This is a genomic window from Cellulomonas sp. ICMP 17802 (assembly GCF_041295535.1).
GTDB lineage: Bacteria > Actinomycetota > Actinomycetes > Actinomycetales > Cellulomonadaceae > Cellulomonas.
The window spans coordinates 61,699-86,997 of sequence record NZ_JBGFQZ010000010.1; the positions used below are offsets into that span (position 1 = coordinate 61,699).

Here is a 25,299-nt window from a genome sequence, read left to right on the forward strand (position 1 = left end):
GACGGCGCGGTGGCTCCGACCACCCAGGAAGGACGCGGGGCACCGGGCCCCGCGCCACGTACCGGAGGTGCAGAGATGCCGACCATCAGCCCGTTCCTGTGGTTCGACGACGAGGCCGAGCAGGCCGCCGAGCGCTACGTCGCGATCTTCCCGAACTCCCGCATCACCGCGGTCGCCCGCTACGGCGAGGGGGCGCCCCGGCCGGCGGGGACCGCGATGACCGTGAGCTTCGTCCTCGACGGCCTCGAGCTCCAGGCGCTCAACGGGGGCCCGATGTACGCGTTCACCGAGGCGTTCTCGCTGCAGGTGTCCGTGCCCGACCAGGCCGAGTGCGACCGGGTGTGGGACGCCCTGGTCGAGGACGGCGGCGAGCCCGGCTCGTGCGGCTGGCTCAAGGACCGCTGGGGCCTGTCGTGGCAGGTGGTGCCGACCGCCCTGCCCGAGCTGCTCGGCGACCCGGACCCCGCCCGCGCGGGCCGCGCGATGGCCGCCATGCTCACCATGGGCAAGCTCGACGTCGCGGCGCTGCGCGCGGCGGCGGACGGCGCGGGCGTCCCCGCGTAGCCCGTCCGACGGTGCGGGACCCTCGTCAGCCCAGGTCGGCCACGCGCGGCACGGCCGGGGCGACGGCGTCCCGCACCCACGCCGACAGGCTCGTGGCCGGCGGGCGCAGGATCACCGTCTCGACGCCCAGCGCCGCGTACGGCCGCACCTGGTCGACGAACCCGGCCACGTCGCCGGCGATCAGCGCCTCGCTGCCGTGCAGCAGGGTCACGCGGATCTCGGCCGGGTCGCGGCCCACGTCCTCGCAGTGGCCGCGGAGCACCTCGAGCTTGTGCGCCACCTCCTGCGGGCCCGTCGCGAAGAGGTTGCACGCGTCGCCGTACTGCGCGACCAGACGCAGGGTCTTGCGCTCGCCGGACCCGCCGACCAGGATCTCCGGTCGCCGCAGCGGCTGCGGCGAGCACAGGGTCTGCGCCAGCTGGTAGTGCTTGCCCTCGAACGGGCCGTCGTTCGTCGGGTCCCACATCTGGCGACAGATCTGCAGGGTCTCCTCGAGGCGCTCGAACCGCTCGGCCAGAGGCGGGTACGGCACGCCCATCGCCCGGTGCTCCTCCTCGTACCAGGCCGCCCCGAGACCCATCGTCGCGCGGCCCCCGCTGAGCACGTCGAGGGTGGCACCGATCTTCGCCAGCAGGCCGGGGTACCGGTAGGTCACGCCGGTGACCAGCACGCCGAGCTGGACGTTCGAGGTCACGCCGGCGAGGTAGCCGAGCGTCGTGTACGCCTCGAGCATGGGGTCGTCGGCCGGGAAGCCGGCCGCGACCATCTGGAAGTAGTGGTCCATGACCGAGACCCAGGCGATCCCGGCCTCGTCGGCGGCCGACGCCGTGTCGGCCAGCTCCTGACGCAGGGCGGAGGGCTCGACCGAGTCGAACCGCATGAGGTGGACGCCAACACGCACGGGGACTCCTTCGACGGGGGTGGTGTTTTCACCATGCCCCTTCGAGCGCGCTCGAAGTCAAGCCGGACGGCCCGGCTCAGCGCACCACCCAGTCCGACATCACCAGCAGCACGACGTCGACCGCGGCGACCGCGATGGCGAACGTGAACGGCAGCCGGCTGCGGCCACCGCCCAGGGCCAGCACGGTGCCCACGATCGTCAGCCCGACGGCGGCGACGAGCACCACGGCCGCGGCGGCCCGCGGAGGGCCCGCGGGGGCCAGCACGAGCAGCACGGTGGCGGCCACCAGCGCGACCGCGGTGCCGATGCTCGTCGCCACGCCGCCGGCCCGGTGCGGGAGCCCGCGGACCCCGGTGGCGTGGTCGTCCTGCAGGTCGGGGATCACGTTGGCGCCGTGCGCCCCGATGCCGAGCAGCGCGCCCGCGGCGACGGCCCACCAGGCCGCGACGGGCGCACCCGGCAGCGCGAGCGCGATGGCCAGGGGCAGGAAGCCGAACGAGAACGCGTACGGCGCCCACGACCACGCCGTGCTCTTGAGCCCCAGGTTGTAGGCCCAGGCCGACGCGACGGTCGCCAGGTGCACCAGCCCCGCGCGCCAGCCGAGCGCGAACGACAGGACGACGCAGGCGGCGGCGGCGGCGAGCGCGGCCGTCCGCACCGTGGACACCGCCAGCCGGCCGGCGCCGACCGGCTTGTCGGTGCGGCCGACCGCGGCGTCGCGCCCGGCGTCGACCCAGTCGTTGGACCACCCGACCGACAGCTGGCCGGCCAGGATCGCCGCGCCGACCAGCACGGTCGTCCTCGTCGGAGCGCCCGCACCCGCCGCCATCGCCACGGAGAAGGCCGTCACCGCGACCGTGGGGGCCGGGTGGCAGGCCAGGGCCAGCTCGACGGCGCGGGAGCGCCGCTGCTCGTCGGTCAACCGGCCCACCTCCGCTCGGACCGCGCCATCGTCGCAGGTGGGGCGAGCTTCCGACACGGTTGCCCGTGCCATGTGACGGACCTGCCCGCGCGTGACACGATGCCCGGATGGTGCGTATCGCCGCGATCGCCCCCGTCCTGCCGGCGCACCGGCATGCCCAGAGCGAGATCACCGCCACGATCGCCCCGCTGCTCACGTCCGACCCGCGGCGCCTGGCGACGATCGAGCGCATCCACGGGGCCACGGGGATCGAGACGCGGCACCTGGCGCTCCCCCTCGACGCGTACGCGGGCCTCACCACGTTCGCGGCGGCGAACGACGCCTTCGTCCGCGAGGGCACCCCGCTGGCCGCGCTCGCGTGCCGCCGGGCCCTGGCCGCCGCCGGGCTGACGGCCGACGACGTCGACTTCCTGCTGTTCACGTCGATCACGGGCATCGCCACGCCGTCGCTCGACGCGCTCCTGGTCGAGCAGCTCGGTCTGCGCGAGGACGTCAAGCGGATCCCCGTCTTCGGCCTCGGCTGCGTCGCGGGTGCCGCCGGGATCGCCCGCGTGCGCGACTACCTGCAGGGACACCCCGGTGACGTGGCGCTGCTCGTGTCGGTCGAGCTCTGCTCACTGACGCTGCAGCACGGCGACGACTCGATGGCGAACATCGTGTCGAGCGGCCTGTTCGGCGACGGCGCCGCGGCGGTCGTCATGGTGGGCGCCGACCGCGCGGGCGACGTCCGGGGCGGGGTCGACGTGGTCGCGGCGCGCAGCGCGCTGCACCCCGACACGAGCGGCGCGCTCGGCTGGGACATCGGCGGCAGCGGCTTCCGGATCGTGCTGGCGGCGAGCCTGGCGGACATCGTCGAGAAGCACCTGGGCAGGGGCGTGGTCGACCTGCTCGCGGCCCACGACCTCAAGGTCCCCGACATCGACACGTGGGTGGCCCACACGGGCGGACCGAAGATCCTCCAGGCCGCCGCGCGCGCGCTCGACCTGCCCGAGGAGGCGTTCGCCGCGAGCTGGCGGTCGCTGGCGCGCGTGGGCAACCTGAGCTCGTCCGGGGTGCTGCACGTGCTGGCCGACGAGCTGGCGGCGGGCGGCCAGATCCCCGGGTCGGCCGGCGTGCTGTTCGCCATCGGCCCCGGCGTGTGCACCGAGACCGTCCTGCTGCGCTGGCCCGAGGAGTCGTAGGTGACCTGGTACGACTGGCTGATCGTCGTCGTCGCGGTCGAGCGTCTGGCCGAGCTGGTGGTGTCGCAAAGGCACGTGACCTGGGCCTTCGCGCACGGCGGCATCGAGACCGGCAAGCGCCACTACCCCCCGATGGTCGCGCTGCACACCGGCCTGCTCGTCGCGTGCGTGGTCGAGGTGCACGTGGCCGACCGGCCGTTCCTGCCCGCGCTCGGGTGGACCGCGCTCGCGTTCGTGGTCGCGGCGAACGCGCTGCGCTGGTGGTGCATCGCGACGCTGGGCACCCAGTGGAGCACCCGCGTGATCGTGGTGCCGGGCGCCTCGCTGGTGCATCGGGGTCCGTACCGCTGGCTCAGCCACCCGAACTACGTGGCCGTCGCGGTCGAGGGCGCCGCGCTGCCTTTCGTGCACACGGCGTGGGTCACCGCGGTGACCTTCACCGTGCTGAACGCCGTGCTCCTGCTGGGCTTCCGCATCCCCACGGAGGAGCGCGCGCTGTCCTCGATCAGCCCGGCGACGGCATGACGCCCGACGCCGACCTGCTGGTCATCGGCGGCGGACCTGTCGGGCTCGCGGTCGCCATCGAGGGGCGCCTGGCCGGGCTGTCGGTGATCGTGGTCGAGCCGCGCTCCACGCCCGTCGACAAGGCGTGCGGCGAGGGGCTCATGCCGGGGGCGGTCGCCGCGCTCGGGCGCCTGGGCGTGCACCCCGACGGGCACGTCCTCAGCGGGATCCGGTACCTGCGCGGCCCGCGGGTGGCCGACCACCTGTTCGCCACGTCGCCCGGGCTCGGCGTGCGCCGGACCGTGCTGCACGCGGCGATCGCCCAGCGGGCGGCCGAGCTGGGCGTGGTGGTGGTGCCGGGCCGGGGCGGCGCCGTCGAGCAGGACGCCGACGCGGTGTGGTGCGCGGGGATCCGCGGCCGCTGGCTCCTGGCCTGCGACGGGCTGCACTCCACCGTCCGCCGGCAGGTGGACCTGAACGTCGACCGACGGGGCGCCGGCCGCAGGTTCGGCGTGCGCCGCCACTTCCGCGTCGAGCCCTGGACCGACTTCGTCGAGGTGCACTGGGGGCGCTCGGTCGAGGCGTACGTGACGCCGGTGGCGGACGACGTCGTGGGCGTCGCCCTGCTCGGGCCCGCGCACCACGACTACGACCGCACGCTCGACTCGTTCGCCGCGCTGCGCCGCCACCTGGGCGGCGCCGAGACCCTCGGCCCGGCCCGGGGCGCCGGACCCTTGCACCAGCAGACCCGCCGGCGCACCGCCGGCCGGGTGCGGCTGGTGGGCGACTCGTCGGGCTACGTGGACGCCCTGACCGGCGAGGGTGTGCGCGTGGGCCTGGCCCAGGCGCACGCTGCCGTCGCGACGCTGGACGACGACGTGGCCCGCTCCAACGCCGCGTACGAGAAGGCGTGGACGGCGGCCACCCGCGACTACCGCGTGCTCACCGCGGGCCTGCTCGCCGCCGCGAGCTCCCCCCTGCGGCGCGGCATCGTGCCCCTGGCCGCGGCCGCGCCCGGGCTGTACCGCGCCGTGGTCGAGCGGCTGGCGCGCTGACCCCCGCTCACACCCCGAACGCCGCCGGACCCTCGGGCTCCAGGGCACGGGCGATCCGCGCGTGCATCTCGGCCGACATCGGCGGCAGGGCGTCGAGCGTGAACCAGCGGGCGTCGGTGTTCTCGCCGTCGTCGGGGAACGGCTCGCCGGAGACGTACCGGAACCGGAACGTCAGGTCGAGGTACTGGGCCCGGTCGCCGTTCTCGTACTGCATCGGCGGCAGCGCGTGCACCCAGACCAGGCGCTCGGGGACCGCGACCACCGAGGCCTCCTCGAGCACCTCGCGGGCACCGGCGACGGACGGCTCCTCCCCCGGGTCGACGATCCCGGTGACCGGCGTCCAGTGACCGTTGTCCGCCCGCCGGACCAGCAGGACCTCGTCGCCGCGCACGACGACGGCGGTCACCCCCGGCAGCCACAGCAGGTCGTGACCGACGGCGGCGCGCAGGGCGAGGACGTACTCGGGTGTGGGCACGGGCCGATCGTACGAGCCCGGTTCGGCTGCGCCGCCCGGGCAGGGGACAATGGACGCGTCGCCGATCGAGAAGGACCTGTGCCGTGAACCAGCCCCGCATGAACGTCGAGTCGTTCAACCTCGACCACCGGACCGTCGCCGCGCCTTACGTGCGCCTGGCCGACACCAAGCACCTGCCCGCCGGGGACGTCATCCAGAAGTACGACGTCCGCTTCACGCAGCCCAACGTCGCGCACCTCGAGATGCCGACCGTGCACTCCCTCGAGCACCTGTTCGCCGAGCACTCCCGCAACCACTCGGACCGGGTCATCGACTTCTCCCCCATGGGCTGCCAGACCGGCTTCTACCTGATCCTGCAGGGCGAGTGGGACTACGACGACGTGCTCGGCCTGGTGCAGGACACGCTCACGGACATCACGACGGCGACCGAGGTGCCCGCCGCGAACGAGGTGCAGTGCGGCTGGGGCGCCAACCACACCCTCGCCGGCGCGCAGGACGCCGCCCGGACGTTCCTGGCCGCCCGCGAGGAGTGGAGCCAGGTCACCGCATGATCGCCGTCGACGCGGTCATCGTCACCGCGATGCCCGACGAGTCCGCCGCGTTCCTCACCCGGGCCGACGTGGTGGGCGACCCCACGCAGATGGGCCACGCCGAGCACCGGCTGCTCACCGTCTGCGGGCGCCAGGTGCTGCTGGTCCAGTGCGGCATCGGCCTGGTGAACTCGGCGACCGCCGCCGCCGTGGCCATCCAGGGCACGCACCCGCGCGCGGTGATCAGCGCCGGCAGCGCCGGTGGCGTCGGCCTCGAGGTGCGGGTGGGCGACGTCGTCGTCGGCTCCGAGTACGTCTACTCCGGCGCGGACGCGCGGGCCTTCGGGTACGAGCTGGGCCAGGTGCCCGGCATGCCCGAGGTGTACGAGGCCGAGCAGATCCTGCACGACGCCGCCGTGACGTCCGCCGTCGACGTCCGCGTGCTGTCCGGCACGGTGCTGTCCGGCGACGCGTTCATCGACTCCAGCCGCATCGACCGCATCCGGGCCTCGTTCCCGTCCGCGCTGGCCACGGACATGGAGTCCGCCGCGCTGGCGCACACCGCCCACCTCTACGGGGTGCCGTTCCTGTCGGTCCGCGGCATCTCGGACCTGTGCGGGCCGGTGGCCGGCGCCGACTTCCTCACCCACGTCGACGACGCCGCCGACCGCTCCGCCACGGTCGTCCTCGAGGTGCTCCGGCGCCTCGCGGTCGGCGACATGGCGCACTCCCGTTGACCGTCCGCCCGCCCCAGCACCCGACACCACCCCGAGGGAATCAGCGCCGATGACCCAGAACCACCCCGTCCGCGTGCACCCGAGCGCCGACCGCCTGGCGCGCACCGACCAGCTGGCCTGGGCCATCGCCGAGGTCGCCGCCGACCCCGTCGAGGTGCCGGACGAGGTGGTCGACATGATCATCAACCGCGTCATCGACAACGCCGCGGTCACGGTCGCGTCGCTCACGCGCACGCCCCCGTCGTCGGCCCGCGCGCAGGCCCTCGCGCACCCGTACGCCGGTCCCAAGCACGGGTCCACCGTGTCGGGCGTCGCGCCGAGCACGCGCGTCAGCCCCGAGTGGGCGGCGTGGGCCAACGGCGTCGCGGTGCGCGAGCTCGACTACCACGACACGTTCCTCGCGGCCGACTACTCGCACCCCGGCGACAACATCCCGCCGATCGTCGCAATCGCGCAGCACACGGGCGCCGACGGGGCCGCGCTGGTCCGGGCGATCGCCACGGGCTACGAGATCCAGGTCGACCTGGTGCGGGCGATCAGCCTGCACAAGCACAAGATCGACCACGTCGCCCACCTCGGCCCGTCGGTCGCGGCCGGGCTGGGCACCCTGCTCGGGCTGTCGCCCGAGGTGATCTTCCACGCGGTGGGCCAGGCGCTGCACACCACGACGGCCACGCGGCAGTCCCGCAAGGGCGAGATCTCGTCGTGGAAGGCCTACGCGCCGGCGTTCGCGGGCAAGGTCGCCATCGAGGCGGTCGACCGGGCCATGCGCGGCGAGACGTCGCCGACGCCCATCTACGAGGGCGAGGACGGCGTCATCGCGTGGATGCTGGACGGGCCCGACGCCGCCTACGACGTCCCGCTGCCCGCGCCCGGCGAGGCCAAGACGGCGATCCTCGACACGTACACCAAGGAGCACTCGGCGGAGTACCAGTCGCAGGCGCTCATCGACCTGGCCCGGCGGCTGCACCACGAGCGCCCCGACCTGACCGGCCCGGCGAACGTGGCGTCGATCGTCATCCACACGTCGCACCACACGCACTACGTCATCGGCTCGGGCGCCAACGACCCGCAGAAGTACGACCCGACCGCGTCGCGCGAGACGCTCGACCACTCGATCCCGTACATCTTCACGGTCGCGCTGCAGGACGGCGCGTGGCACCACGTCGACTCGTACGCCCCGTCCCGCGCGGGCCGGGCGGACACGATCGCCCTGTGGCTCAAGGTCACGACGACCGAGGACCCCTCGTGGACGGCCCGGTACCACTCGACCGACCCCGCCGAGAAGGCGTTCGGCGGCCGCGTGGTCATCACGACGACCGCGGGCGAGGTGGTGGAGGCCGAGATCGCCGTGGCCGACGCCCACCCGCTGGGTGCCCGGCCGTTCGCCCGCGAGCAGTACGTGGCGAAGTTCCGGACGCTGGCCGCCGGCGTGCTGGACGACGCCGAGATCGAGCGGTTCCTCGACGTCGCCCAGCGCCTCCCCCACCTGACCGCCGACGAGCTTGCCGGCCTCACCGTCGTCGCCCCCGCCGGCCTGCTGGACACCGTGAGCACCCCGGAAGGACTGTTCTGATGCTGTACTCGACCACCACCGCGGCCGACAAGCGCGTCGCGCTGCGCGAGCAGCTGGCGTCCGGTCGCCTGCTCCGGCTGCCCGGCGCGTTCAACCCCCTGTCGGCGCGACTCATCGAGGCCAAGGGCTTCGACGGCGTGTACATCTCGGGCGCGGTGCTGTCCGCCGACCTGGGCCTGCCGGACATCGGGCTCACCACGGCGACCGAGGTCACCCTGCGCGCCGGGCAGATCGCGCGGATGACCGGCCTGCCGGCGATCGTCGACGCCGACACCGGCTTCGGCGAGCCCATGAACGTCGCGCGGACCATCCAGGGCCTGGAGGACGCCGGCCTGGCCGGCTGCCACATCGAGGACCAGGTCAACCCGAAGCGCTGCGGCCACCTCGACGGCAAGGCCGTGGTGGACGAGGACACCGCGCTCAAGCGGATCAAGGCGGCCGTCGACGGGCGCCGGGACCCCAACTTCCTCGTGATGGCCCGCACCGACATCCGCGCGGTCGACGGGCTGGCCGCGGCGATCGACCGGGCCAAGGCGCTGGTCGACGCGGGCGCCGACGCGATCTTCCCCGAGGCGCTGACCAGCCCCGAGGAGTTCGCCGCCGTTCGCGCCGCGATCGACGTGCCCCTGCTGGCCAACATGACCGAGTTCGGCAAGGGCGAGCTGCTCACCGCGCAGCAGCTCGAGGACCTCGGCATCAACATCGTCATCTACCCGGTCACCCTGCTGCGGCTGGCGATGGGCGCGGCGATGCACGGGCTCGACCAGATCCTCGCCGAGGGCACGCAGGCCGGGCTGCTGGACCGGATGCAGACGCGTGCGGAGCTCTACGAGCTGCTCGACTACGAGTCGTACAACCACTTCGACGCGGACGTGTTCAACTTCCGCCTCTAGCCGCTCCGACCACGGCGCGCAGCTGCGCGTGCACCGTCTCGAGCGGCTCCAGGTCCCGGGCGGCGCGCGCCAGCACGACCGCGCCCTCGGTCGAGGCGATCACGAGCGTGGCCACGCCGCGGGCGTCGCCGTCCAGACCCGCGTCGGCGAACAGCCGGGCGAGCCGGTCGCGCCACGCGCGGAAGACCCCGTCGGCCTGGTCGAGCCGCGCCGCGCTGTCGTCGGTGACCACGGTGCCCAGCACCGAGCAGCCGACGCCGAACGACGACCGCTCGAGCACCGCGCGCCACATCCCGACGAACCCGTCCAGCACCTCGACGGGCGACCCGCCGGCCAGGTGGTCCAGCGCGGCGACCGCGCGGGCGCCCGCCAGCGCGACCGCCTCCGCGACCAGCTGGTCCTTGCCGTCCGGGAAGTGGTGGTAGATCGACCCGCGCGGCGCGCCCGAGTGCGCGAGCACGTGCGCGAACGACGCGCCGGCCACCCCGGCCCGGGCCAGGAGCACGGTCGCGGACTGCACCATCCGGCCGCGCGGATCGTCGGTCGCCACGCTCTTCCCTTTCGTCGGCCCACGATTATGATGACCGTCATAGTACGTCCCGCACACTCGTCCGGAGGCTCCGCCATGCCCATGATCGACGTGTACGCCGCGACCGGGACGTTCCCCGACACGCACGGCCTGGCCCAGCAGCTCGCCCGGACGGTCATGGAGGTCGAGCAGGTGCCCGACATCCCGATGTTCCGCCAGAACACCGCCGCGTTCGTGCACGAGCTGCGCGCGGCCGCGCTGGCCAACGTCGACGGGGACAGCACCTACGTCCGCGTCCAGGTGCTCACCAACGCCGGCGCGCTGGACCGCGACAAGCAGCTGACGCTCGTCCGCCGGCTCACCGACGCGGTCGCCGCCGCGGCGGGCGACCCGGGGCTCGCGGACCGCACGTGGGTGCTGCTGACCGAGGCGCCCGAGGGCGGCTGGGGCCTGTGGGGCCACGCGCACACCAACGCCGAGCTCGTCGGCGCGGCCCGCGCACAGATCGCGAGCCTCCAGGGCTGACGCCCCGTCCGTCGGCTCGGGTGGCCTCGCAGGTGGTGGATGGGGGCATGATGCTCCTGATCTTCTGACCATCACCGACGATGGAGGCACCTGCATGACCGAGTCCGACGTCCAGATCCACAAGGGCCTGGCGGGGGTGGTGGTCGACACCACCGAGATCTCCTCCGTGGACGCCGCGAGCAACTCCCTGCTGTACCGCGGCTACCCCGTCCAGCAGCTGGCGGCGTCGCGGTCCTTCGAGGAGGTCGCGTACCTGCTCTGGCACGGCGAGCTGCCCGACGCGGAGCAGCTGGCGGCGCTGCGGCAGGCCGAGCGTTCGCAGCGCGTGCTGGACGACGTGGTGGTCGACGCCGTGCTGGCGCTGCCCCTGTCCTGCCACCCGATGGACGTCGTCCGCACGGCGGTCAGCGTGATCGGCGCGCACGACCCCACCGCCGAGGACTCGTCGCGCGAGGCGAACCTGGCCAAGTCGGTCCGGCTCCTGGCCCAGCTGCCGGGCATCGTCGCGCTCGACCAGCGCCGGCGCCGCGGCGAGCAGGCGGTGGCGCCGCGCGACGACCTGGGGTTCGCGGAGAACTTCCTGTGGGTCACGTTCGGTCAGCTGCCCGACCCCGTCGTGGTGCACGCCTTCGAGGTCTCGATGGTGCTCTACGCCGAGCACTCGTTCAACGCGTCGACGTTCACCGCCCGGGTCATCGCGTCCACGCTCTCGGACCTGCACTCGGCCATCACCGGGGCCATCGGCGCGCTCAAGGGGCCGCTGCACGGCGGGGCCAACGAGGCCGTCATGGAGACGTTCGAGGAGATCGGCACGGCCGACCGCGCGGCGGCCTGGCTCGACGACGCGCTGGCGCACAAGCGCAAGATCATGGGGTTCGGGCACCGCGTGTACAAGCACGGCGACTCGCGCGTGCCCACCATGCACGAGTCGCTGGTGACCCTGGTCGAGCACTACGACCGGCCCGACCTGCTGGCCCTGTACGACGCCCTCGAGTCGGCCATGACCGAGCGCAAGAACATCCTGCCGAACCTGGACTACCCCACGGGCCCCGCGTACCACCTCATGGGCTTCGACACCCCGACGTTCACGCCGCTGTTCGTCGCCAGCCGGGTCACGGGCTGGACGGCGCACGTGATGGAGCAGCTGGGCGCGAACTCCCTGATCCGACCGCTGAGCCAGTACGTGGGGCCGGCGCGACGGGACGTGCCGACCGACTGACGGCCGCGCCACCGGCGCCCAGCACGGGCGCCGGCGGCGCGAACACCACGGTCCGCTGCAGCTGGTAGCTGGCCGCGAAGAGGGCGACCTCGGTGAGCACCTTGGCGGGCAGGAGCGGGAGCCCGAGGCCGGTCAGCGCGGTGAGCAGCCCGAAGTTCGCGGCGAGCATCGTGGCGGCGAGCACGCCGTACTGCGCCGCGGCCGCGCGCAGCGACTTCGCCCGCCCGCCCGCGAACACGAGCCGCCGGTTGGCGACGAAGTTCACCGACGAGCTGAGCACCCGGGCCACCACGACCGACGGCAGGAGCGCGCCGGTCAGCGCGACCATCGCGAGCAGGACCGCCGTGTCGACCAGGAACGCGGCGAACGACGACAGCGAGAACCGCAGCAGCGGCGCGTAGACCCGGGCCGAGTCGACCACAGGACGGAAGTGCGACGACGCGTTCTCGTCCAGGTACACGGTCTCGATCTCGACCTCCTCGACGGCGAGGCCGTCCTGCGAGGCCCGCAGCAGGAGGTCCAGCTCGTACTCGAACCGCTCGCCGTCGACGCCCTGCAGCCAGTCGAGCATCGCCGCCGGGTATCCCCGCAGGCCCGTCTGGGTGTCGTGCACCGGCAGCCCGGTCGCCGTCCGGACCAGCACGCCGGTGACCGCGTTGCCCAGCCGGCTGCGCAGCGGCACCCGTCCCGTGAACCGCCGCGCGCCGAGCACCATCGCGCCGTCGCCGGCGGCCACCCGCTGGGCGACGCTCAGGATGTCCGCCACCAGGTGCTGCCCGTCGCAGTCCGCGCAGACGACGTCGCTGCCCGGCCGGTGCTCGGCCAGCCACGCGAAGCCCATCTTGAGCGCGTGCCCCTTGCCGCGGTTGACCGGGTACGCGAGCACGGTCGCGCCGAGCCCGCGGACCTCGTCGAACGTCCGCCGGTGGGCAGGCCCGCTGCCGTCGTCGACCACCAGGACCGGCACGTCGGCGCGCCGCAGCGCGGCGACCAGGGCGACCAGGCGGTCGTCGGGCTCGTAGGCCGGGACGAGTACGTACATCGTCGTCAGCCTGCGATGTACAGGATGTCGGAGGTGCCGCGCTCCTGGCCCTTGCCCAGTGGGTTGTTCACCACGGCGCCGTCGAAGTACATGGTCGACGAGCCGCCGCCGTCGATGTTGTAGGCGGTGGTGGCGCCCAGGCTCTGCATGATCTCGGCCAGGCCGGTCATGGTGACGCCCTTGCTGTACCCGGGGCTGCGGCCGTCGACCACGACGAACACCAGGTGGTTGTCGTCGATCACCCCGACGGCCGTGCGGGGCTGCTCCCCCTGGATCGAGTGGTTGCCCATGTTGGTGTCGACCTCGACGTCCTCGATGCCGGACACCACCTGCCCGTCCTCCAGCAGCGCGGGCCCGAACGACAGGGTGTTCCAGACGCCTGCCGCGACGAGCTCGTCGGCGGTCGTCGCCGTCTCGTCGTAGACCTCGACGTGCCCGTCGGTGTAGAACGCCAGGCCCTCGCGGGCCCCCGCGTCGCGGTAGACGACGCCGTTGCGGATGACGATGCCCGTGTCGCGGAAGCCGTAGTAGTCGCCGTTGATGGCGAACACCGCGCCGTTGTCCGCGGCGATGTCGGAGGTGTCCTCCGTGATGTTCAGGCCGAACTGGTTCTGCGCGAACGCCGACCGCAGCGCGGTGGCGTCCGTCAGCGTCACGTCGGCGACGTAGTACGTCACCGTGTCGTCGCCCGTGCCGGTGGTGACCGTGGAGATCGAGATGCCGGCCGAGGACGACTCGTAGCTGGTCGAGCTGATGACCGCGTCGGAGGCGTCGGTGGCGGTCGACGTGCTGACGCCCTGGCTGGCCTCGTACGCCTGGACGTCGGAGATCTCGACGTGCTCGAGCAGGTAGCGGTCGACGGCCCACGCACCCGCGCCCACCACGGACAACGAGAGCGCCAGGGTGCCGACGAGGACGGTGCGGCGGAGGGGGATGCGCTTCTTCATGCCCCTTGTCTAGGCAGCGGGACTGTCGCGACTCCGTGCGGACGCTGTGCGACCGCTGTGCCCGGTCGGGACCGGCTCACGCCGACGCGATCGGCCGCCCGATCGTCAGCGCGTCGCGCATCGGCCCGTCCAGGTCCGCGTACTTCGCGTCCGGCTCGGCGCCCACCGCCTCGAGGACGGTGCTGAAGAAGCACCGGGCCGCGGCGGCGAGCACCACGTCGAGCACCTCGTCGTCGGCGAGACCCAGCGCGCGCAGCTCGTCGAGGTCCTCGGGCCGCACGTCTGCCGCGCCGGCGGCGACCTTGTCCGCCAGCCGCGCGATCGCGTGGTCGACCTCGGTCAGCTCGTCGGAGCCGTCGCCCTGCGCCAGTGCGCGGACGGCGTCGGGGCTCATGTGCGCCTTCGCCAGGGCGTCGCCGTGCGCGAGCGCGCAGTAGCTGGAGCGCAGGCGCAGTGCTGCCGCCGTCGTCGCGACCTCGTAACGCCGCGCGTCCATCCCCTTGATCGCCCCGTTGAGCCCCTGCCAGCCCCGCAGCACCGCGGGACGCTGGGCGAGCACCCGCGTGTAGTTGGCGACGTGGCCCAGCGTCGCCCGGTCCTTCTCGAACGCCGCGGCGACCTCGCCGGTGGGGTCGTCGTCCTCGGTCGCCTCGCGGATCCAGCTCATTGCGTCCTCCCGGTGCGTCCGGACGATCATGCGCCGCGGCCGGGCGCGCGTCGAGGGCCCGATCGGGCAGAGTGGCCGCATGCCCGACACGGCCGCTCCCGACGCCCCGGCGGCCGCTGCCAACAACGCCGCCTGGTGCGACCTCGTGTGCCGCGCGGCGAGGCTGCCGACGACGTCCGGCGCGGGCCTCTGGTCGACACCGCGCCGCTCGCCCGACGCCTACCCGGACGCCGTGACCCTGGCCCGCGGGGTGCCCGTCGCGGAGGTCCTGGCCGCGATCGACGACTCGGCTGGCGCCTCGGTGAAGGACTCGTTCGCCGACCTCGACCTGGCGCCGCACGGCTACGCGGTCCTGTTCGAGGCGCAGTGGCTCTCCCGGGCGCCCGGACCGACGAGCGCACCCGACCTGCCGTGGCGGACGGTCGATGCCTCGACCCTCCCGCAGTGGCTGGCCGCGCACGGCTCGGCCGCGATCACGCGCGCGGTGCTGGACGACCCGGGCGTGCGGCTGCTGCTGGCGGCCGACGGCGACGGACCCCTCGCGGTCGCGGCGCTCAACCGCTCCCGAGCGGGCGCCGACCCGGTCGTCGGGGTCTCGAACGTGCAGGCGCTGCGGGCCGACCCGGAGCTGGTGTGGCGGGACCTGGCCCGCGTCGCCCGCCGCGAGCTCGGCCCGCACCCGCTGGTCGGCTACGAGTCCGGCGCCGACCTCGTCGCGCCCCGTGCCGTCGGCTTCGAGCCGGTCGGCGGGCTCCGCGTCTGGCTGCGCTGAGCTCGTCGCGCCCCGTGCCATCGGCTTCGAGCCGGTCGGCGGGCTCCGCGTCTGGCTGCGCTGAGCCTCGTCGCGCGCGCCCCTCCAGCGCCTACGGCTCGATGGTGAACCCCGTCAGCCCCTCGGGCTCCTCGGTGGTGACCTCCACGCCGGACACCCCGGCGCCGCCGGGCCCCGAGCGGCACCACGCCACGAGCGCGTCGACCGCCTCGTCGGCGCCCTCGAGCACGGCCTCGACGGCCCCGTCGGAGCGGTTGCGCACCCAGCCGTGCACGCCGAGCCGGCGGGCCTCGCGGGACAGCGACCAGCGGTACCCGACGCCCTGCACGAGCCCGCGGACCACGAGCCGGCGGCGGATCACCCGGGGCCGCCCGCGGCGCTGCGCTCGGCCGGGCCGAACACGACCAGGACCGTCAGGTCCTGCGTGATGTCGACGAACCGGTGCGGCTCGAGGGCCGGGACGAACGCGACGTCGCCGGGACCGACGTCGACGGTCAGCCCCGGCGTCCAGAGCCGCGCGCGACCGTCGAGGACGACGTAGATCTCGTCCTCGGTGTGCGGCTGCTGACTGTCCTCGTCGCCGGCGCGCAGCACGTAGGTGCCCACGCTGAGCGCCGGCACGCGCAGGTGCTCGGTGTACGGGCTCGCGCCGGGCCGCCCGACGCCCTGGAGGAGATGCATCGGCCCAGTGTGCCGCGCTGGGGGCGTCAACCCCTGTCCTGCTCGCGATCCTCGAGGCCGAGTACGGGACCGGCGCGGTCACCGGTCTCGGGCTGGACAAGGCCGCGGTGGAGGCGTTCGTCGAGGCCGAGCGGGCCGAGGTCGACGCCGCGCACTGAGCGCTCTGGTACGCATCCGTCCGCGTCAGCAGGGAAGATGCTCGGGTGAACTCCTCGAGCGTGACCTCTGCCGACCGGACGGATGCGGGCCGCCGCTTCCGCACCGCCCTGTTCGTCGACTTCGACAACGTGTACATCGGCCTGCGCCGCCTCGACCCCGTCGCCGCCGAGGCCTTCGCCACCGACCCCGCCCACTGGCTGAGCGAGCTCGAGTCCGGCACGGACTCGGAGGGCGACTTCACGCGCCGCTTCCTCATCCGCGCCTGCTACCTCAACCCGTCGGTGTTCTCGCAGTTCCGGCCCAACTTCACGCGCGCCGGCTTCCAGGTGGTCGACTGCCCGTCGCTCACGCAGCAGGGCAAGAGCAGCGCCGACATCAACCTCGTGCTCGACGCCGTCGACGCCCTCGCCGCCTCGACGCAGTACGAGGAGTTCGTCATCGTCTCCGCCGACGCGGACTTCACTCCCCTGGCCCTGCGCTGCCGCGCCGCCGACCGCCGCGTGACGATCATCACGGCCAGCCCGGCTGCGAGCGCCTACCGCGCGGTCGCCGACGCGGTCATCACCGCCGACGACCTGGCCGAGCTGGTGACGCACACGGCGTCGACCCTGGCGGTGGAGAGCTCGATCTCCGACGCGCCCGAGACGCCCGAGCCGCCCGCGGCCGAGCCGGCCGCCCCCGCGTCCGCGTCCGCACCCGCGCGCGCCAAGAAGTCGGCCGCTCCCGCCGCGGCGGCCCCGGCGAGCACCGCGGCCCGGAAGGCCGTGCTCCAGCGGGTCCAGACCGCCGACCGCCCGGTGCCGCTCGGCACGATCGCGCAGCTGGCGCAGAAGACCGAGCCCACGCTGCCCGAGACGCGGTGGGCCGGCGCGGGCGGCTTCCTGCCCTGGCTCGCCCGGACGGTCCCCGAGGTCGGCGTCTCGTCGCGCCCGCCGGGCTTCGTCTGGGACGCCAACCGCTTCGGCGAGGCCGACCTGCCCGGCGCCGTCACGGACACGGCCTCGAGCGCCCTGCAGCGCCAGGTGGTCGCGGTCACCGACACCCCGGGCCTCAGCGCGTCGAACTACCGCGTGCTGCTGACGGCGCTCGCCGCGGACCTCAAGGCCCACCCCTTCGACCGCGCCGAGACGTCGCGGCGCGTGCGCGACGCGTGCCGCAAGGCGGGCGCGCAGGTGGGCCGCTCGACGGTCAACTTCGTCATCGGCGGGATCATCTTCGCGGGGCTCGAGCTCAAGCCGACCACCACCGCGGCCGACCTCGCCGCGGCGTGGACGGACAACGTCGTGGGGCTATGCCGGGGCGCACGGATGCAGCTGAACAACGGCGACGAGGCCGCCATCGGCGCGTGGGTGGGCGGCGGCCTGCTGGCGGCGTGATCCCGCGCTCGGCGGCGGGCTGCTCGGATGCGTGGTTGTGACCGCCGCCTGGCGCATCGGCGCGGCGGCCGGACGCTACCGGTCGTAGTCGAAGCGCAGCCGCATGCGGTCGCCGCGGAACACGATCGACGAGTACTCGAAGGGCCGCGACAGGGCGTCGAAGATCACGTCCTGCAGCTGCAGGGCGGGCTCGCCGCGACGCATGCCGAGGTGCTTGGCCTCGGTGGTGCTCACGGCGACGGCCTCGAGGTCCTCCCGCACGTGCTTCATGGGCAGCCCGTACTGCTCCTCGAGCACGACGCAGAGCTGGTTGGCGACGACGTCGTGCCCGTCGAGCCCGGGCGCGAGCCGCGCGGGCACGTAGGAGCGGTGCAGGCTGATCGGCTCGCCCTGCACCGACCGGACGCGCACGACCACGTAGGTCTCGTCGCCCTCGCCGAGCGCGAGCCGCTCGCGGACGCCCTGCGACGGCGTCTCGAGCGTGAGCGAGACCAGCCGGGTCGATGTCTCGTAGCCCAGCCCCTCGAGCTGCTCGCGCACCCCGCGGTAGGCGGGCGAGATCGCGTTGATCTTGGGCGTCGCGACGTAGGTGCCCTTGCCCGGCACGCGGACCAGCAGCCCGTCGCCGACGAGCTTGGTGAGCACCCCGCGCACCGTCATCCGGCTGAGGCCGAACATGCGGTTGAGCTCGTTCTCGGACGGGATCCGCTGCCCGGGCACCCACTGGCCGCTGGTGATCCGCGCGTGCAGGATCTGCTCCAGCTGCACGTAGAGCGGCACCGCCGACTCCCGCTGCAGAACCTCCGTCATGTGCCCAGGGTTCCACGGATCCCGGCCATCTGGTCGGGCATGAGTAGACCTGTCTAGACTGCGGACAGACCAGGACGATGTGGACCTGGTCGCCCGGGTGGGCCCGTCGCGCGTCTCGACGGCGACGACGTCCCCCGGACACGCAGGGCCGCTCCCCGGGAGGGCTGAGCATGATCTCGTCGACGCTGACGATGACGCGGACCGCTCGCGAGCACGGCTACGCCGTCCCGGCGGTGAACATCCTGGACGACCTGAGCCTGCGCGCCGTGATCGCCGCCGCGGTGGCCGCGAGCTCGCCGATGATCATCCAGATCTCCGTCAAGACCGTCCGCTCGATCGGCACGGACCTGATCACGACGATGTTCCGGTCCGCCGCGTCCGACGTCCCGGTGCCGGTGGCCCTGCACCTGGACCACTGCCCGGACCGCGCCGTCATCTCCGACGTCATCCGGGCCGGCTGGTCGTCGGTGCTCTTCGACGCCTCGAACCGCGACCTGGAGACGGCCGAGCGCGAGACCGCCGAGGTGGTCGCCGAGGCGCACGCGGCCGGCGTCGACGTGGAGTCCGAGATCGAGAACATCATCGGCGTCGAGGACGGCGTCGGGTCCGACGTCTCCCTGCACTCCTACGACGTCGAGACCCTCGCCGCGGTGGCCGAGCGCACGGGCGTCGACCTGCTGGCCCCGCAGCTGGGCACGGCCCACGGCGAGTACAAGGCGCAGCCCGTGCTCCTACCGGAGCGGGTCCGCGAGCTCGCCGCCCTGACCGACCGCTCGATCGTGCTGCACGGTGGCACGGGCCTGTCCGCCGACGACTTCGCGACCTTCATCAGCGCCGGGGTCTCCAAGATCAACATCTCGACGGGGGTCAAGGTCGCCTACATGCGGTCCGCGGAGAAGCACCTGGCGGAGGCCCGGGCGCGCGACAAGTGGGACCCGCCGTCGATGTTCCGGGACATCTCCGACGCCGTGCAGGCCGCGATCACGCTGCACATCGAGGAGTTCGGCGCCGCGGGGAGGGTGGCCACGTGAGCCGCCGCGGGGTGGCGCTGGGCGCTCGGCGGGGCTCCCGATGAGCCCGGCGCTGGTCTTCGACTGCGACGGCGTGCTCGCCGACACCGAGCGCGACGGTCACCTGCCCGCGTTCAACCAGACGTTCGCCGACGCCGGCCTGCCGATCCACTGGAGCGAGGAGGAGTACGGCCAGCTCCTCGCGATCGGCGGCGGCAAGGAGCGGCTCGCGACCGTGTTCACGCCGGTGTTCGTCGAGACCGCGCACCTGCCCACCGACCCCGACGAGCAGCGCGACCTGATCGCGCGCTGGCACAAGGCCAAGACGGCGCGCTACACGGCGATGGTCGCCGACGGGGTCATGCCCGGACGGCCCGGCATCGCGCGGATCGTGGCGGCGGCGCAGGCCGCGGGCTGGCGGCTCGCGGTCGCGTCCACGTCGGCCGAGGCCTCGGTCCGGGCCGTGCTGGAGCACGCGGTGGGTGAGGAGCTCGCCGCGCACTTCGCGGTGTTCGCCGGCGACATCGTGCCGGCCAAGAAGCCCGCGCCGGACATCTACCTGCTCGCCCTGCGCGAGATGGGGCTCGGTCCGGCCGACGTGGTGGTGGTCGAGGACAGCGCCAACGGTCTGCGCGCGGCGCTCGGCGCGGGCCTGCGGACGGTCGTCACGGTGAGCAGCTACACGGCCGACGAGGACTTCACCGGCGCCTCGCTGGTGGTGAGCTCGCTCGGCGACCTGCCGGACCATCCCGCGGACGTCCTGGCCAACCCGCACGGCCTCGAGATCCAGGGTCAGGTCGAGCTGTCCCACATCGAGCACCTCCTGCAGACCCCGTAGCCCGCTGCCCCGAGAGAGAGCGAACCACCGTGTCCGATGCCCGCGTCGAGTCCGTCGTCCGCACCATCGCGCAGACCTGCGTCGAGAACGAGAAGTACTTCGGCGACCTCGACTCCGTGGTCGGCGACGGGGACTTCGGGTTCTCACTGGCCCGCGGGTTCGAGAACGTCGTGCAGCAGTGGGACACGTTCGACCGCACCGACACCGCCACGTTCCTGCAGAAGGTCGCGATCGTCATGACCGGGCGCATCGGTGGGACGTCGGGACCCATCTGGGGCACTGCGTTCCTGCGGGCCGCCGGGCAGGTGAAGGGCAAGCAGGAGATCACGGGCGACGACGTCGTCGCGATGCTGCGGGCCGCGATCGAGGGCATCAAGGCCCGCGGCGGCGCTGACCTGGGCGAGAAGACGCTCCTCGACGCGCTCGCGCCCATGACCGACACGATCGAGAAGGAGCTCGCGGCGGGCTCGTCGGCAGCCGACATCGCACGCGCGGCCGCCGTGACCGCGCGCGACGCGGCCGAGGCCACGGTCACGATGCAGGCCCGCCGCGGCCGCGCGTCGTACACGGGCGAGCGCAGCATCGGGTCGGTCGACCCGGGCGCGATCGCCGTCGCGGTGCTGGCGGAACGGATCGCCGACACCTGGTGAGAACACGTCCGCGGTTCGGGGGCGACGCGGCGACAGGTCACAAGAACACGACGATGTGGAGGAACGACTGATGAAGAAGTTCGTCAACGACCCGAAGAACTTCGTCCCCGAGATGCTCAAGGGCATCGCGCTCGCCAACCCCGACACGCTGAAGTACGTCCCCGAGTACAACCTGATCATGCGGGCCGACGCCCCCAGCCACGACAAGGTGTCGATCATCCAGGGCTCCGGGTCGGGCCACGAGCCGGCCCACGTCATGGTGGTCGGCAAGGGGATGCTCGACGGGGCGTGTCCCGGAGACGTGTTCGCCGCGCCGCCCATGGAGTACGTGCTGGAGACGGCCAAGCTGCTGGCCTCGGACAAGGGCGTCCTGCTGCTGGTCAACAACTACACGGGCGACAAGATGGCGTTCGAGATGGCGGCCGAGCTGGCCGAGGCCGAGGGCCTGAACGTCAAGACGCTCTTCATCAACGACGACGTCGCCGTCAAGGACTCCACCTGGACGGTCGGGCGTCGCGGGGTCGCGGGCAACTTCTTCGTCATGAAGGCCGTCGGCGCCGCGTCCGAGGCCGGAGCCTCCCTGGAGGAGCTGGTACGCATCGGGGAGAAGGTCAACTCCGTGACGCGCACCATGGGCATCGCGCTGACGCCGTGCACGCCGCCGGCGAAGGGCTCCCCGCTCTTCGAGCTGGCCGACGACGAGATGGAGGTCGGCGTCGGCATCCACGGCGAGCCCGGTCGCCGTCGCGCCAAGCTGGTGAGCGCCGACGAGATCGTCGACGAGCTGCTCGGCGCCGTCGTCCCGGACCTGCCGTACTCGTCGGGCGACGAGGTGGCGCTCATGATCAACGGCCTGGGCGGCACCCCGATCAGCGAGCTGTACCTGCTCTACGGGCTCGCGCACGAGAAGCTCGCCGCGCAGGGCATCACGGTCGGTCGCAGCTATGTCGGCGAGTACTGCACGTCGCTCGACATGGCCGGCGCGTCGCTGACCCTGGTGAAGCTCGACGACGAGATCAAGCAGCTGCTGCTCGCGCCTGCCGAGATCGCCAACCGCGTCTTCTGAGCAGCCGACCTGCGCGGCGGGCCTGTGCGCCCGCCGCGCGGTCGACGCCGTCCGCACGCGAGGTCCGTCGGCAGCGCGGTCCGTCGGCCGCGCGGTCTTTGTCGCGCGCCCGCCGCCGGCGACTCCCGTGCGACATCCCGAGCGGTCTTCCTTACCGGTACACCTTGTGCTCGGCCGTCCGGATTGTCATGCTCTGCGGGACGGCTCGTTCCGTCGATCGCGAACGGTCATCCGACAACGACGTAGGAGACTCCGTGTCCAGATCCCTGCCCCGCACACGCTCGATGCTGCTCGCTGCCGCCAGTGTGGTAGCGCTCTCACTCGCCGTCGCAGCCCCGGCTGCCGCGCACGACGGCCGCGGCCACCACACGCCACCGGCGGCCACGAGGCTCTTCACTCCCCCGCCGGACACGGGCGCGGTCAAGCAGATCGCGCAGCTGGTGAAGAAGCACCAGTGGGCCGACGCGACCGCCCTGACGAAGATGGCGGCGACGCCGCAGGCGGTGTGGTTCACCTCGGGGACGCCGAAGGACGTCAAGAAGGCCGTCCAGACGACGATGCGCCAGGCGCGGCTCACCCACTCGATCCCCGTGCTGGTCGCCTACAACCTCCCCTTCCGCGACTGTGCGCAGTACTCCGCGGGCGGCGCGGCCGAAACGGCGTCGTACCTCGCATGGATCGACGCGTTCGCCGCGGGCGTCGGCGGCGGGCAGGCGATCGTGCTGCTCGAGCCCGACGGGCTCGGCATCATCCCCTGGTACACCTCGATCAACGGCGCGCAGGAGTGGTGCCAGCCCGCCGAGCTGGACCCCGCGACCGCCGCGTCCGACCGCTTCACGCAGGTCAACGGCGCCGTCGACCGGCTCACCGCGCTGCCGAACGCCTCGGTGTACCTGGACGGCACGCACTCGGGCTGGCTCGGGGTCGGGGACATCGCCGACCGGCTGCACAAGGCCGGGGTGGAGAAGGCTGACGGGTTCTTCCTCAACGTGTCCAACTACGAGACGTCCGAGCGCCAGGTGAAGTTCGCCTCCTGGATCTCGCAGTGCCTCTGGTACGGCACCAACACCGCCGAGGGCGGCTGGCGCGTCGGTCACTTCGACTACTGCGCCTCGCAGTACTACCCGGCCAACCCCGCCGACTTCTCCACGTGGGGACTGACGGACCAGTGGTACGTGGACAACGTCACCAACGCCGCGAACCCGCCCAGCGGGCCGGACGTGCTGGCTCACGCGGTCGTCGACACCAGCCGCAACGGCCAGGGTCCGTGGACGGCCCCCGCCGGCAGCCCCGCCGGTGACCCGCAGGTCTGGTGCAACCCGCCCGGGCGCGGGCTCGGCCTCAAGCCCACCCTGACCACCGGCAGCCCGTACGTCGACGCCTACCTCTGGGTGAAGATCCCGGGCGAGTCCGACGGCCAGTGCACCCGGTGGGACCCGGCAGGCGGCATCGACCCAGTCCGCGGCTACGCCGACCCCGCCGCGGGCGACTGGTTCCCGGAGATGGCGCTCGAGCTCGTCCACAACGCGAACCCGGCGCTGTAGCCGGTCCGACGTCGGCCGGGGCGAGGGTGGCTACTCGTCCCGGCCGGCGCCGCAGCGCGCCTGGCCAGAACCCGCCGCAGGCGACGGCGCCTACCGGTCCAGCCTTGGTGCCCGACCCCCGGTCGCCGCGACGGCGCCTACCGGTCCCGGTCCGGGCCCCACCACTTCATGACGAGCGCGCACACGTCGTCGCGCTCGTCACCGGCGTGGTCGAGCAGCTGCGTGACCAGCGTCCTCACCGACCCCGAGGGCCCGAGGATGGCGGCGCCGGCGTCGGCAAGGACCTCGAGACCGGCCATCAGCGGTCGGTTGCGCCGCTCCACCAGTCCATCCGTGTAGAGCATCAGCAGGTCCTCCGGGCCGAGGGTGACCTCCGCCTCGACGCGGCCCGAGCCGAAGCCGAGCGGCGTGGACCGCCCCTCCCAGAGGAACTCGTGCGCGCCGGTGGCCGGGAACCGGAGCGGCGGCAGGTGCCCGGCGCACGCGTACCGGACACGGCCGGTGTCCAGCGCCACCTCGGCGTACGCGATCGTCGCCATGAAGCCCACGGCGGTGCGCTCGACGAAGCGGTCGACCCGCTCGAGCAGGGCCGCCGGCCCGACCCCCGGACCCGCGACGGCGCGGACCGCGCTGCGCAGCTGGCCCATCGCGGTCGCGGCGTGCAGCCCGCGGCCGACCACGTCGCCGACCACCAGGGCCAGCACGTCGTCGTCCACGAGGAACGCGTCGTACCAGTCGCCGCCGACCTCGAGCGCCTGGACGCCGGGCCGGTACTCCGTGACCACCCGGAAGCGGTCGTCGGTGGGCAGGTTGGTGGTGAGGAGCGCGAGCTGCAGCTCGTGCGCGACCGAGGCCTTCTGCGCGGCGCTGGTGTCCGCCGCGGCCCGCGCGGCCAGCAGCTCGCGCTCGTACCGGGACCGCTCCGTGGCGCGCGAGAGGGCAACGTCCACCACCGCGGCGCCGTCGTCGAAGCTGCGCGCGCGGGCCGACAGCAGGACCGGGAGCCGGCCGTCCGGCCCGCGCAGCTCGACGGCGACCTCGTCGATCCGGCCCTGCATGTGCAGCAGCGGGGACAGGTGCGTCTCCCAGTAGATGCGCCCGCCCACCGAGAGCAGCTCGCTCAGGCGCGTCCCGCCGAGCACGTCCTGCGGCGCGCGGCCGACCCACTCGAGGAACATCCGGTTGGCGTCGAGGATCGTCCCGTCGGCCGCGAGCTGCAGGAGCGCGACCGGTGCGACGTCCCAGGCGTGGCTACGACCGGGCGTCGGCATGGGCCAGGTAGTCCGTGATGGCGCCGATCACCTGGTTGGGCGCGCTCAGGTTGGGGCAGTGCCCGACGGCGTCGAGGAGCACGAGCTCGCTGCCGGCCAGGTGGTCGTGCACGTACTGCCCGACCTCGGGCGGCGCGATGACGTCCTCGCGGCACTGCAGCACGAGAGCCGGCGTGCGCACCGACGCGAGATCCGCACGGTTGTCCGACAGGAACGTGGTCCGCGCGAACCTCTTGGCGATCGCCGGGTCCGTGCGGCAGAACGAGTTGGTCAGCTCGTCGCCGAGCTCGGGCCGGTCGGCATTGCCCATGATGACCGGGGCGATGAACGCCGACCAGCCGAGGTAGTTGTCGTCCATGGTCTCGAGCAGCTCGTCGATCTCCACCGCGCTGAACCCGCCGCGGTAGCCGGCGTCGTCCACGTAGCGCGGGCTCGGACCCACGAGCACCAGGCGGTCGAACAGCTCCGGCCGCCGGGCCGCCGCCAGGGCGCCGATCATCCCGCTCACCGAGTGGCCGACGAACACCACCGGACCGAGGTCGAGCTCCTCCAGCAGCTGCACGACGTCGTCGGCGTAGCCGACGAGCGAGGCGTACCGCTCCGGGTCATACGCCGTCAGGTCCGAGCCGCCCGCGCCGACGTGGTCGAACAGGACCACCCGGTGCGACGCCTCGAACGCGGGCGCCACGAAACGCCACATGGTCTGGTCGCAGCCGAAGCCGTGCGCGAACACCATCGGCGGAGCGCCGACGACCCCCGAGAGCACGACATTGTTCCTGGTGAGCACGGTCATGGGTCGAGGGTAGGTGCTCGCGCGCGACGAGCGCGGTTAGCCAGCACGACGCAGGCGCACGC

Annotated in this window: 29 protein-coding genes; 17 read left to right on the forward strand and 12 right to left on the reverse strand. The window is 73.3% G+C overall.

Annotated elements, in window-relative coordinates; genetic code table 11:
* Positions 1–75: 75 nt before the first annotated feature.
* The gene (locus AB5970_RS10390) at positions 76–564 is read left to right on the forward strand and encodes a VOC family protein (RefSeq protein WP_370503861.1); all 489 of its coding nucleotides are present in this window, start codon (positions 76–78) and stop codon (positions 562–564) included.
* Positions 565–589: 25 nt separating this feature from the next.
* Here AB5970_RS10390 and AB5970_RS10395 read toward each other — a convergent pair whose 3' ends face one another.
* Together AB5970_RS10395 and AB5970_RS10400 are read right to left on the reverse strand one after the other, a co-directional pair.
* Positions 590–1,465 carry an LLM class F420-dependent oxidoreductase gene (locus tag AB5970_RS10395; RefSeq protein WP_370503862.1) on the reverse strand — a complete coding sequence of 292 codons (876 nt, stop codon included), beginning with the start codon at positions 1,463–1,465 and terminating at the stop codon, positions 590–592.
* A 76-nt stretch (positions 1,466–1,541) separates the two neighbouring features.
* Entirely contained in the window at positions 1,542–2,396 is an 855-nt protein-coding gene (locus AB5970_RS10400) for a UbiA family prenyltransferase (RefSeq protein ID WP_370503863.1), read from the reverse strand.
* A gap of 98 nt (positions 2,397–2,494) precedes the next feature.
* On the opposite strand from AB5970_RS10400, the gene AB5970_RS10405 reads away from it, so the two are divergent.
* From AB5970_RS10405 to AB5970_RS10415, 3 genes are read left to right on the forward strand one after another with little or no spacing between them, the layout of a single operon-like run.
* On the forward strand, positions 2,495–3,568 hold the full coding sequence (locus AB5970_RS10405) for a type III polyketide synthase (protein ID WP_370503864.1): 1,074 nt from the start codon (positions 2,495–2,497) through the stop codon (positions 3,566–3,568).
* Positions 3,569–4,093 (forward strand): isoprenylcysteine carboxyl methyltransferase family protein, encoded by a 525-nt coding sequence (locus tag AB5970_RS10410; protein WP_370503865.1) that lies wholly within the window; start codon positions 3,569–3,571, stop codon positions 4,091–4,093. It abuts the gene before it with no gap.
* The gene (locus AB5970_RS10415) at positions 4,090–5,127 is read left to right on the forward strand and encodes an NAD(P)/FAD-dependent oxidoreductase (protein ID WP_370503866.1); all 1,038 of its coding nucleotides are present in this window, start codon (positions 4,090–4,092) and stop codon (positions 5,125–5,127) included. The genes AB5970_RS10410 and AB5970_RS10415 overlap by 4 nt, the downstream gene beginning before the upstream one ends.
* Positions 5,128–5,134: 7 nt before the next feature.
* Here AB5970_RS10415 and AB5970_RS10420 read toward each other — a convergent pair whose 3' ends face one another.
* The gene (locus AB5970_RS10420; RefSeq protein WP_370503867.1) at positions 5,135–5,602 is read right to left on the reverse strand and encodes an NUDIX hydrolase; all 468 of its coding nucleotides are present in this window, start codon (positions 5,600–5,602) and stop codon (positions 5,135–5,137) included.
* A 98-nt stretch (positions 5,603–5,700) separates the two neighbouring features.
* On the opposite strand from AB5970_RS10420, the gene AB5970_RS10425 reads away from it, so the two are divergent.
* From AB5970_RS10425 to prpB, 4 genes are read left to right on the forward strand one after another with little or no spacing between them, the layout of a single operon-like run.
* Positions 5,701–6,153 carry an S-ribosylhomocysteine lyase gene (locus AB5970_RS10425; protein WP_370503912.1) on the forward strand — a complete coding sequence of 151 codons (453 nt, stop codon included), beginning with the start codon at positions 5,701–5,703 and terminating at the stop codon, positions 6,151–6,153.
* Entirely contained in the window at positions 6,150–6,869 is a 720-nt protein-coding gene (locus tag AB5970_RS10430) for a 5'-methylthioadenosine/adenosylhomocysteine nucleosidase (RefSeq protein ID WP_370503868.1), read from the forward strand. The genes AB5970_RS10425 and AB5970_RS10430 overlap by 4 nt, the downstream gene beginning before the upstream one ends.
* A gap of 49 nt (positions 6,870–6,918) precedes the next feature.
* Positions 6,919–8,445: an MmgE/PrpD family protein gene (locus tag AB5970_RS10435; protein ID WP_370503869.1), complete on the forward strand. Its 1,527-nt coding sequence runs from the start codon at positions 6,919–6,921 to the stop codon at positions 8,443–8,445.
* Positions 8,445–9,338 (forward strand): methylisocitrate lyase, encoded by an 894-nt coding sequence (gene prpB, locus AB5970_RS10440; protein ID WP_370503870.1) that lies wholly within the window; start codon positions 8,445–8,447, stop codon positions 9,336–9,338. Before AB5970_RS10435 ends, prpB begins: the two co-directional genes overlap by 1 nt.
* On the opposite strand, the gene AB5970_RS10445 is transcribed toward prpB, so the two are convergent.
* Positions 9,322–9,888: a TetR/AcrR family transcriptional regulator gene (locus AB5970_RS10445; protein WP_370503871.1), complete on the reverse strand. Its 567-nt coding sequence runs from the start codon at positions 9,886–9,888 to the stop codon at positions 9,322–9,324. The two genes, prpB and AB5970_RS10445, sit on opposite strands and share 17 nt — an antisense overlap.
* A 75-nt stretch (positions 9,889–9,963) precedes the next feature.
* Between AB5970_RS10445 and AB5970_RS10450 the strand changes: the two genes are divergently transcribed.
* Complete coding sequence (locus AB5970_RS10450; RefSeq protein WP_370503872.1) at positions 9,964–10,392, forward strand: tautomerase family protein; 429 nt, start codon at positions 9,964–9,966, stop codon at positions 10,390–10,392.
* 94 nt (positions 10,393–10,486) lie between these two features.
* A complete protein-coding gene (locus tag AB5970_RS10455) occupies positions 10,487–11,611 on the forward strand; it encodes a bifunctional 2-methylcitrate synthase/citrate synthase (RefSeq protein ID WP_370503873.1) in 1,125 nt (374 codons plus the stop codon).
* On the opposite strand, the gene AB5970_RS10460 is transcribed toward AB5970_RS10455, so the two are convergent.
* The 3 genes from AB5970_RS10460 to AB5970_RS10470 all read right to left on the reverse strand — a co-directional run bounded on the left by AB5970_RS10460 (position 11,505) and on the right by AB5970_RS10470 (position 14,267).
* On the reverse strand, positions 11,505–12,653 hold the full coding sequence (locus tag AB5970_RS10460) for a GtrA family protein (RefSeq protein ID WP_370503874.1): 1,149 nt from the start codon (positions 12,651–12,653) through the stop codon (positions 11,505–11,507). The genes AB5970_RS10455 and AB5970_RS10460 overlap by 107 nt on opposite strands.
* A gap of 5 nt (positions 12,654–12,658) precedes the next feature.
* Positions 12,659–13,600, reverse strand: coding sequence for a phosphodiester glycosidase family protein (locus AB5970_RS10465; RefSeq protein ID WP_370503875.1), 942 nt, complete (start codon positions 13,598–13,600; stop codon positions 12,659–12,661).
* 76 nt (positions 13,601–13,676) lie between these two features.
* Complete coding sequence (locus tag AB5970_RS10470) at positions 13,677–14,267, reverse strand: peroxidase (RefSeq protein ID WP_370503876.1); 591 nt, start codon at positions 14,265–14,267, stop codon at positions 13,677–13,679.
* A gap of 79 nt (positions 14,268–14,346) precedes the next feature.
* Between AB5970_RS10470 and AB5970_RS10475 the strand changes: the two genes are divergently transcribed.
* Positions 14,347–15,039, forward strand: a complete 693-nt coding sequence (locus AB5970_RS10475) for a hypothetical protein (RefSeq protein WP_370503877.1) — start codon at positions 14,347–14,349, stop codon at positions 15,037–15,039.
* 91 nt (positions 15,040–15,130) lie between these two features.
* On the opposite strand, the gene AB5970_RS10480 is transcribed toward AB5970_RS10475, so the two are convergent.
* Both AB5970_RS10480 and AB5970_RS10485 read right to left on the reverse strand, forming a co-directional pair.
* On the reverse strand, positions 15,131–15,400 hold the full coding sequence (locus tag AB5970_RS10480) for an acylphosphatase (protein WP_370503878.1): 270 nt from the start codon (positions 15,398–15,400) through the stop codon (positions 15,131–15,133).
* Positions 15,397–15,720, reverse strand: coding sequence for a cupin domain-containing protein (locus AB5970_RS10485; RefSeq protein WP_370503879.1), 324 nt, complete (start codon positions 15,718–15,720; stop codon positions 15,397–15,399). The genes AB5970_RS10480 and AB5970_RS10485 overlap by 4 nt, the downstream gene beginning before the upstream one ends.
* 203 nt (positions 15,721–15,923) lie before the next feature.
* Here AB5970_RS10485 and AB5970_RS10490 point away from each other — a divergent pair, with 203 nt between their 5' ends.
* Positions 15,924–17,255 carry an NYN domain-containing protein gene (locus AB5970_RS10490; protein ID WP_370503880.1) on the forward strand — a complete coding sequence of 444 codons (1,332 nt, stop codon included), beginning with the start codon at positions 15,924–15,926 and terminating at the stop codon, positions 17,253–17,255.
* A 75-nt stretch (positions 17,256–17,330) separates the two neighbouring features.
* On the opposite strand, the gene AB5970_RS10495 is transcribed toward AB5970_RS10490, so the two are convergent.
* Positions 17,331–18,065 (reverse strand): GntR family transcriptional regulator, encoded by a 735-nt coding sequence (locus tag AB5970_RS10495; RefSeq protein ID WP_370503881.1) that lies wholly within the window; start codon positions 18,063–18,065, stop codon positions 17,331–17,333.
* Positions 18,066–18,235: 170 nt separating this feature from the next.
* Here AB5970_RS10495 and AB5970_RS10500 point away from each other — a divergent pair, with 170 nt between their 5' ends.
* The 5 genes from AB5970_RS10500 to AB5970_RS10520 all read left to right on the forward strand — a co-directional run bounded on the left by AB5970_RS10500 (position 18,236) and on the right by AB5970_RS10520 (position 23,173).
* Positions 18,236–19,096 carry a class II fructose-bisphosphate aldolase gene (locus AB5970_RS10500; RefSeq protein WP_370503882.1) on the forward strand — a complete coding sequence of 287 codons (861 nt, stop codon included), beginning with the start codon at positions 18,236–18,238 and terminating at the stop codon, positions 19,094–19,096.
* 40 nt (positions 19,097–19,136) lie between these two features.
* Positions 19,137–19,913 carry an HAD-IA family hydrolase gene (locus AB5970_RS10505; RefSeq protein WP_370503883.1) on the forward strand — a complete coding sequence of 259 codons (777 nt, stop codon included), beginning with the start codon at positions 19,137–19,139 and terminating at the stop codon, positions 19,911–19,913.
* A 29-nt stretch (positions 19,914–19,942) separates the two neighbouring features.
* A complete protein-coding gene (dhaL, locus tag AB5970_RS10510; protein WP_370503884.1) occupies positions 19,943–20,563 on the forward strand; it encodes a dihydroxyacetone kinase subunit DhaL in 621 nt (206 codons plus the stop codon).
* 70 nt (positions 20,564–20,633) lie between these two features.
* Positions 20,634–21,629 carry a dihydroxyacetone kinase subunit DhaK gene (gene dhaK, locus AB5970_RS10515; RefSeq protein ID WP_370503885.1) on the forward strand — a complete coding sequence of 332 codons (996 nt, stop codon included), beginning with the start codon at positions 20,634–20,636 and terminating at the stop codon, positions 21,627–21,629.
* A gap of 305 nt (positions 21,630–21,934) precedes the next feature.
* Positions 21,935–23,173, forward strand: coding sequence for a glycoside hydrolase family 6 protein (locus AB5970_RS10520; RefSeq protein WP_370503886.1), 1,239 nt, complete (start codon positions 21,935–21,937; stop codon positions 23,171–23,173).
* A 137-nt stretch (positions 23,174–23,310) separates the two neighbouring features.
* Here the strand turns inward: AB5970_RS10520 and AB5970_RS10525 are convergent, their stop codons facing one another.
* Together AB5970_RS10525 and AB5970_RS10530 are read right to left on the reverse strand one after the other, a co-directional pair.
* The gene (locus AB5970_RS10525; RefSeq protein ID WP_370503887.1) at positions 23,311–24,444 is read right to left on the reverse strand and encodes a PP2C family protein-serine/threonine phosphatase; all 1,134 of its coding nucleotides are present in this window, start codon (positions 24,442–24,444) and stop codon (positions 23,311–23,313) included.
* Positions 24,425–25,237 carry an alpha/beta fold hydrolase gene (locus AB5970_RS10530; RefSeq protein WP_370503888.1) on the reverse strand — a complete coding sequence of 271 codons (813 nt, stop codon included), beginning with the start codon at positions 25,235–25,237 and terminating at the stop codon, positions 24,425–24,427. The genes AB5970_RS10525 and AB5970_RS10530 overlap by 20 nt, the downstream gene beginning before the upstream one ends.
* Positions 25,238–25,299 lie beyond the last annotated feature (62 nt).

Excerpts from the sequence above, each read along its gene's own strand:
- AB5970_RS10390 (WP_370503861.1), top strand. The coding sequence starts at position 76 with ATGCCGACCATCAGCCCGTTCCTGTGGTTCGACGACGAGGCCGAGCAG.
- AB5970_RS10405 (WP_370503864.1), top strand. The coding sequence starts at position 2,495 with ATGGTGCGTATCGCCGCGATCGCCCCCGTCCTGCCGGCGCACCGGCAT.
- AB5970_RS10415 (WP_370503866.1), top strand. The coding sequence starts at position 4,090 with ATGACGCCCGACGCCGACCTGCTGGTCATCGGCGGCGGACCTGTCGGG.
- AB5970_RS10425 (WP_370503912.1), top strand. The coding sequence starts at position 5,701 with ATGAACGTCGAGTCGTTCAACCTCGACCACCGGACCGTCGCCGCGCCT.
- AB5970_RS10430 (WP_370503868.1), top strand. The coding sequence starts at position 6,150 with ATGATCGCCGTCGACGCGGTCATCGTCACCGCGATGCCCGACGAGTCC.
- AB5970_RS10435 (WP_370503869.1), top strand. The coding sequence starts at position 6,919 with ATGACCCAGAACCACCCCGTCCGCGTGCACCCGAGCGCCGACCGCCTG.
- prpB (WP_370503870.1), top strand. The coding sequence starts at position 8,445 with ATGCTGTACTCGACCACCACCGCGGCCGACAAGCGCGTCGCGCTGCGC.
- AB5970_RS10450 (WP_370503872.1), top strand. The coding sequence starts at position 9,964 with ATGCCCATGATCGACGTGTACGCCGCGACCGGGACGTTCCCCGACACG.
- AB5970_RS10455 (WP_370503873.1), top strand. The coding sequence starts at position 10,487 with ATGACCGAGTCCGACGTCCAGATCCACAAGGGCCTGGCGGGGGTGGTG.
- AB5970_RS10460 (WP_370503874.1), bottom strand. The coding sequence starts at position 12,653 with ATGTACGTACTCGTCCCGGCCTACGAGCCCGACGACCGCCTGGTCGCC.
- AB5970_RS10465 (WP_370503875.1), bottom strand. The coding sequence starts at position 13,600 with ATGAAGAAGCGCATCCCCCTCCGCCGCACCGTCCTCGTCGGCACCCTG.
- AB5970_RS10470 (WP_370503876.1), bottom strand. The coding sequence starts at position 14,267 with ATGAGCTGGATCCGCGAGGCGACCGAGGACGACGACCCCACCGGCGAG.
- AB5970_RS10475 (WP_370503877.1), top strand. The coding sequence starts at position 14,347 with ATGCCCGACACGGCCGCTCCCGACGCCCCGGCGGCCGCTGCCAACAAC.
- AB5970_RS10485 (WP_370503879.1), bottom strand. The coding sequence starts at position 15,720 with ATGCATCTCCTCCAGGGCGTCGGGCGGCCCGGCGCGAGCCCGTACACC.
- AB5970_RS10495 (WP_370503881.1), bottom strand. The coding sequence starts at position 18,065 with ATGACGGAGGTTCTGCAGCGGGAGTCGGCGGTGCCGCTCTACGTGCAG.
- AB5970_RS10500 (WP_370503882.1), top strand. The coding sequence starts at position 18,236 with ATGATCTCGTCGACGCTGACGATGACGCGGACCGCTCGCGAGCACGGC.
- AB5970_RS10505 (WP_370503883.1), top strand. The coding sequence starts at position 19,137 with ATGAGCCCGGCGCTGGTCTTCGACTGCGACGGCGTGCTCGCCGACACC.
- dhaK (WP_370503885.1), top strand. The coding sequence starts at position 20,634 with ATGAAGAAGTTCGTCAACGACCCGAAGAACTTCGTCCCCGAGATGCTC.
- AB5970_RS10525 (WP_370503887.1), bottom strand. The coding sequence starts at position 24,444 with ATGCCGACGCCCGGTCGTAGCCACGCCTGGGACGTCGCACCGGTCGCG.
- AB5970_RS10530 (WP_370503888.1), bottom strand. The coding sequence starts at position 25,237 with ATGACCGTGCTCACCAGGAACAATGTCGTGCTCTCGGGGGTCGTCGGC.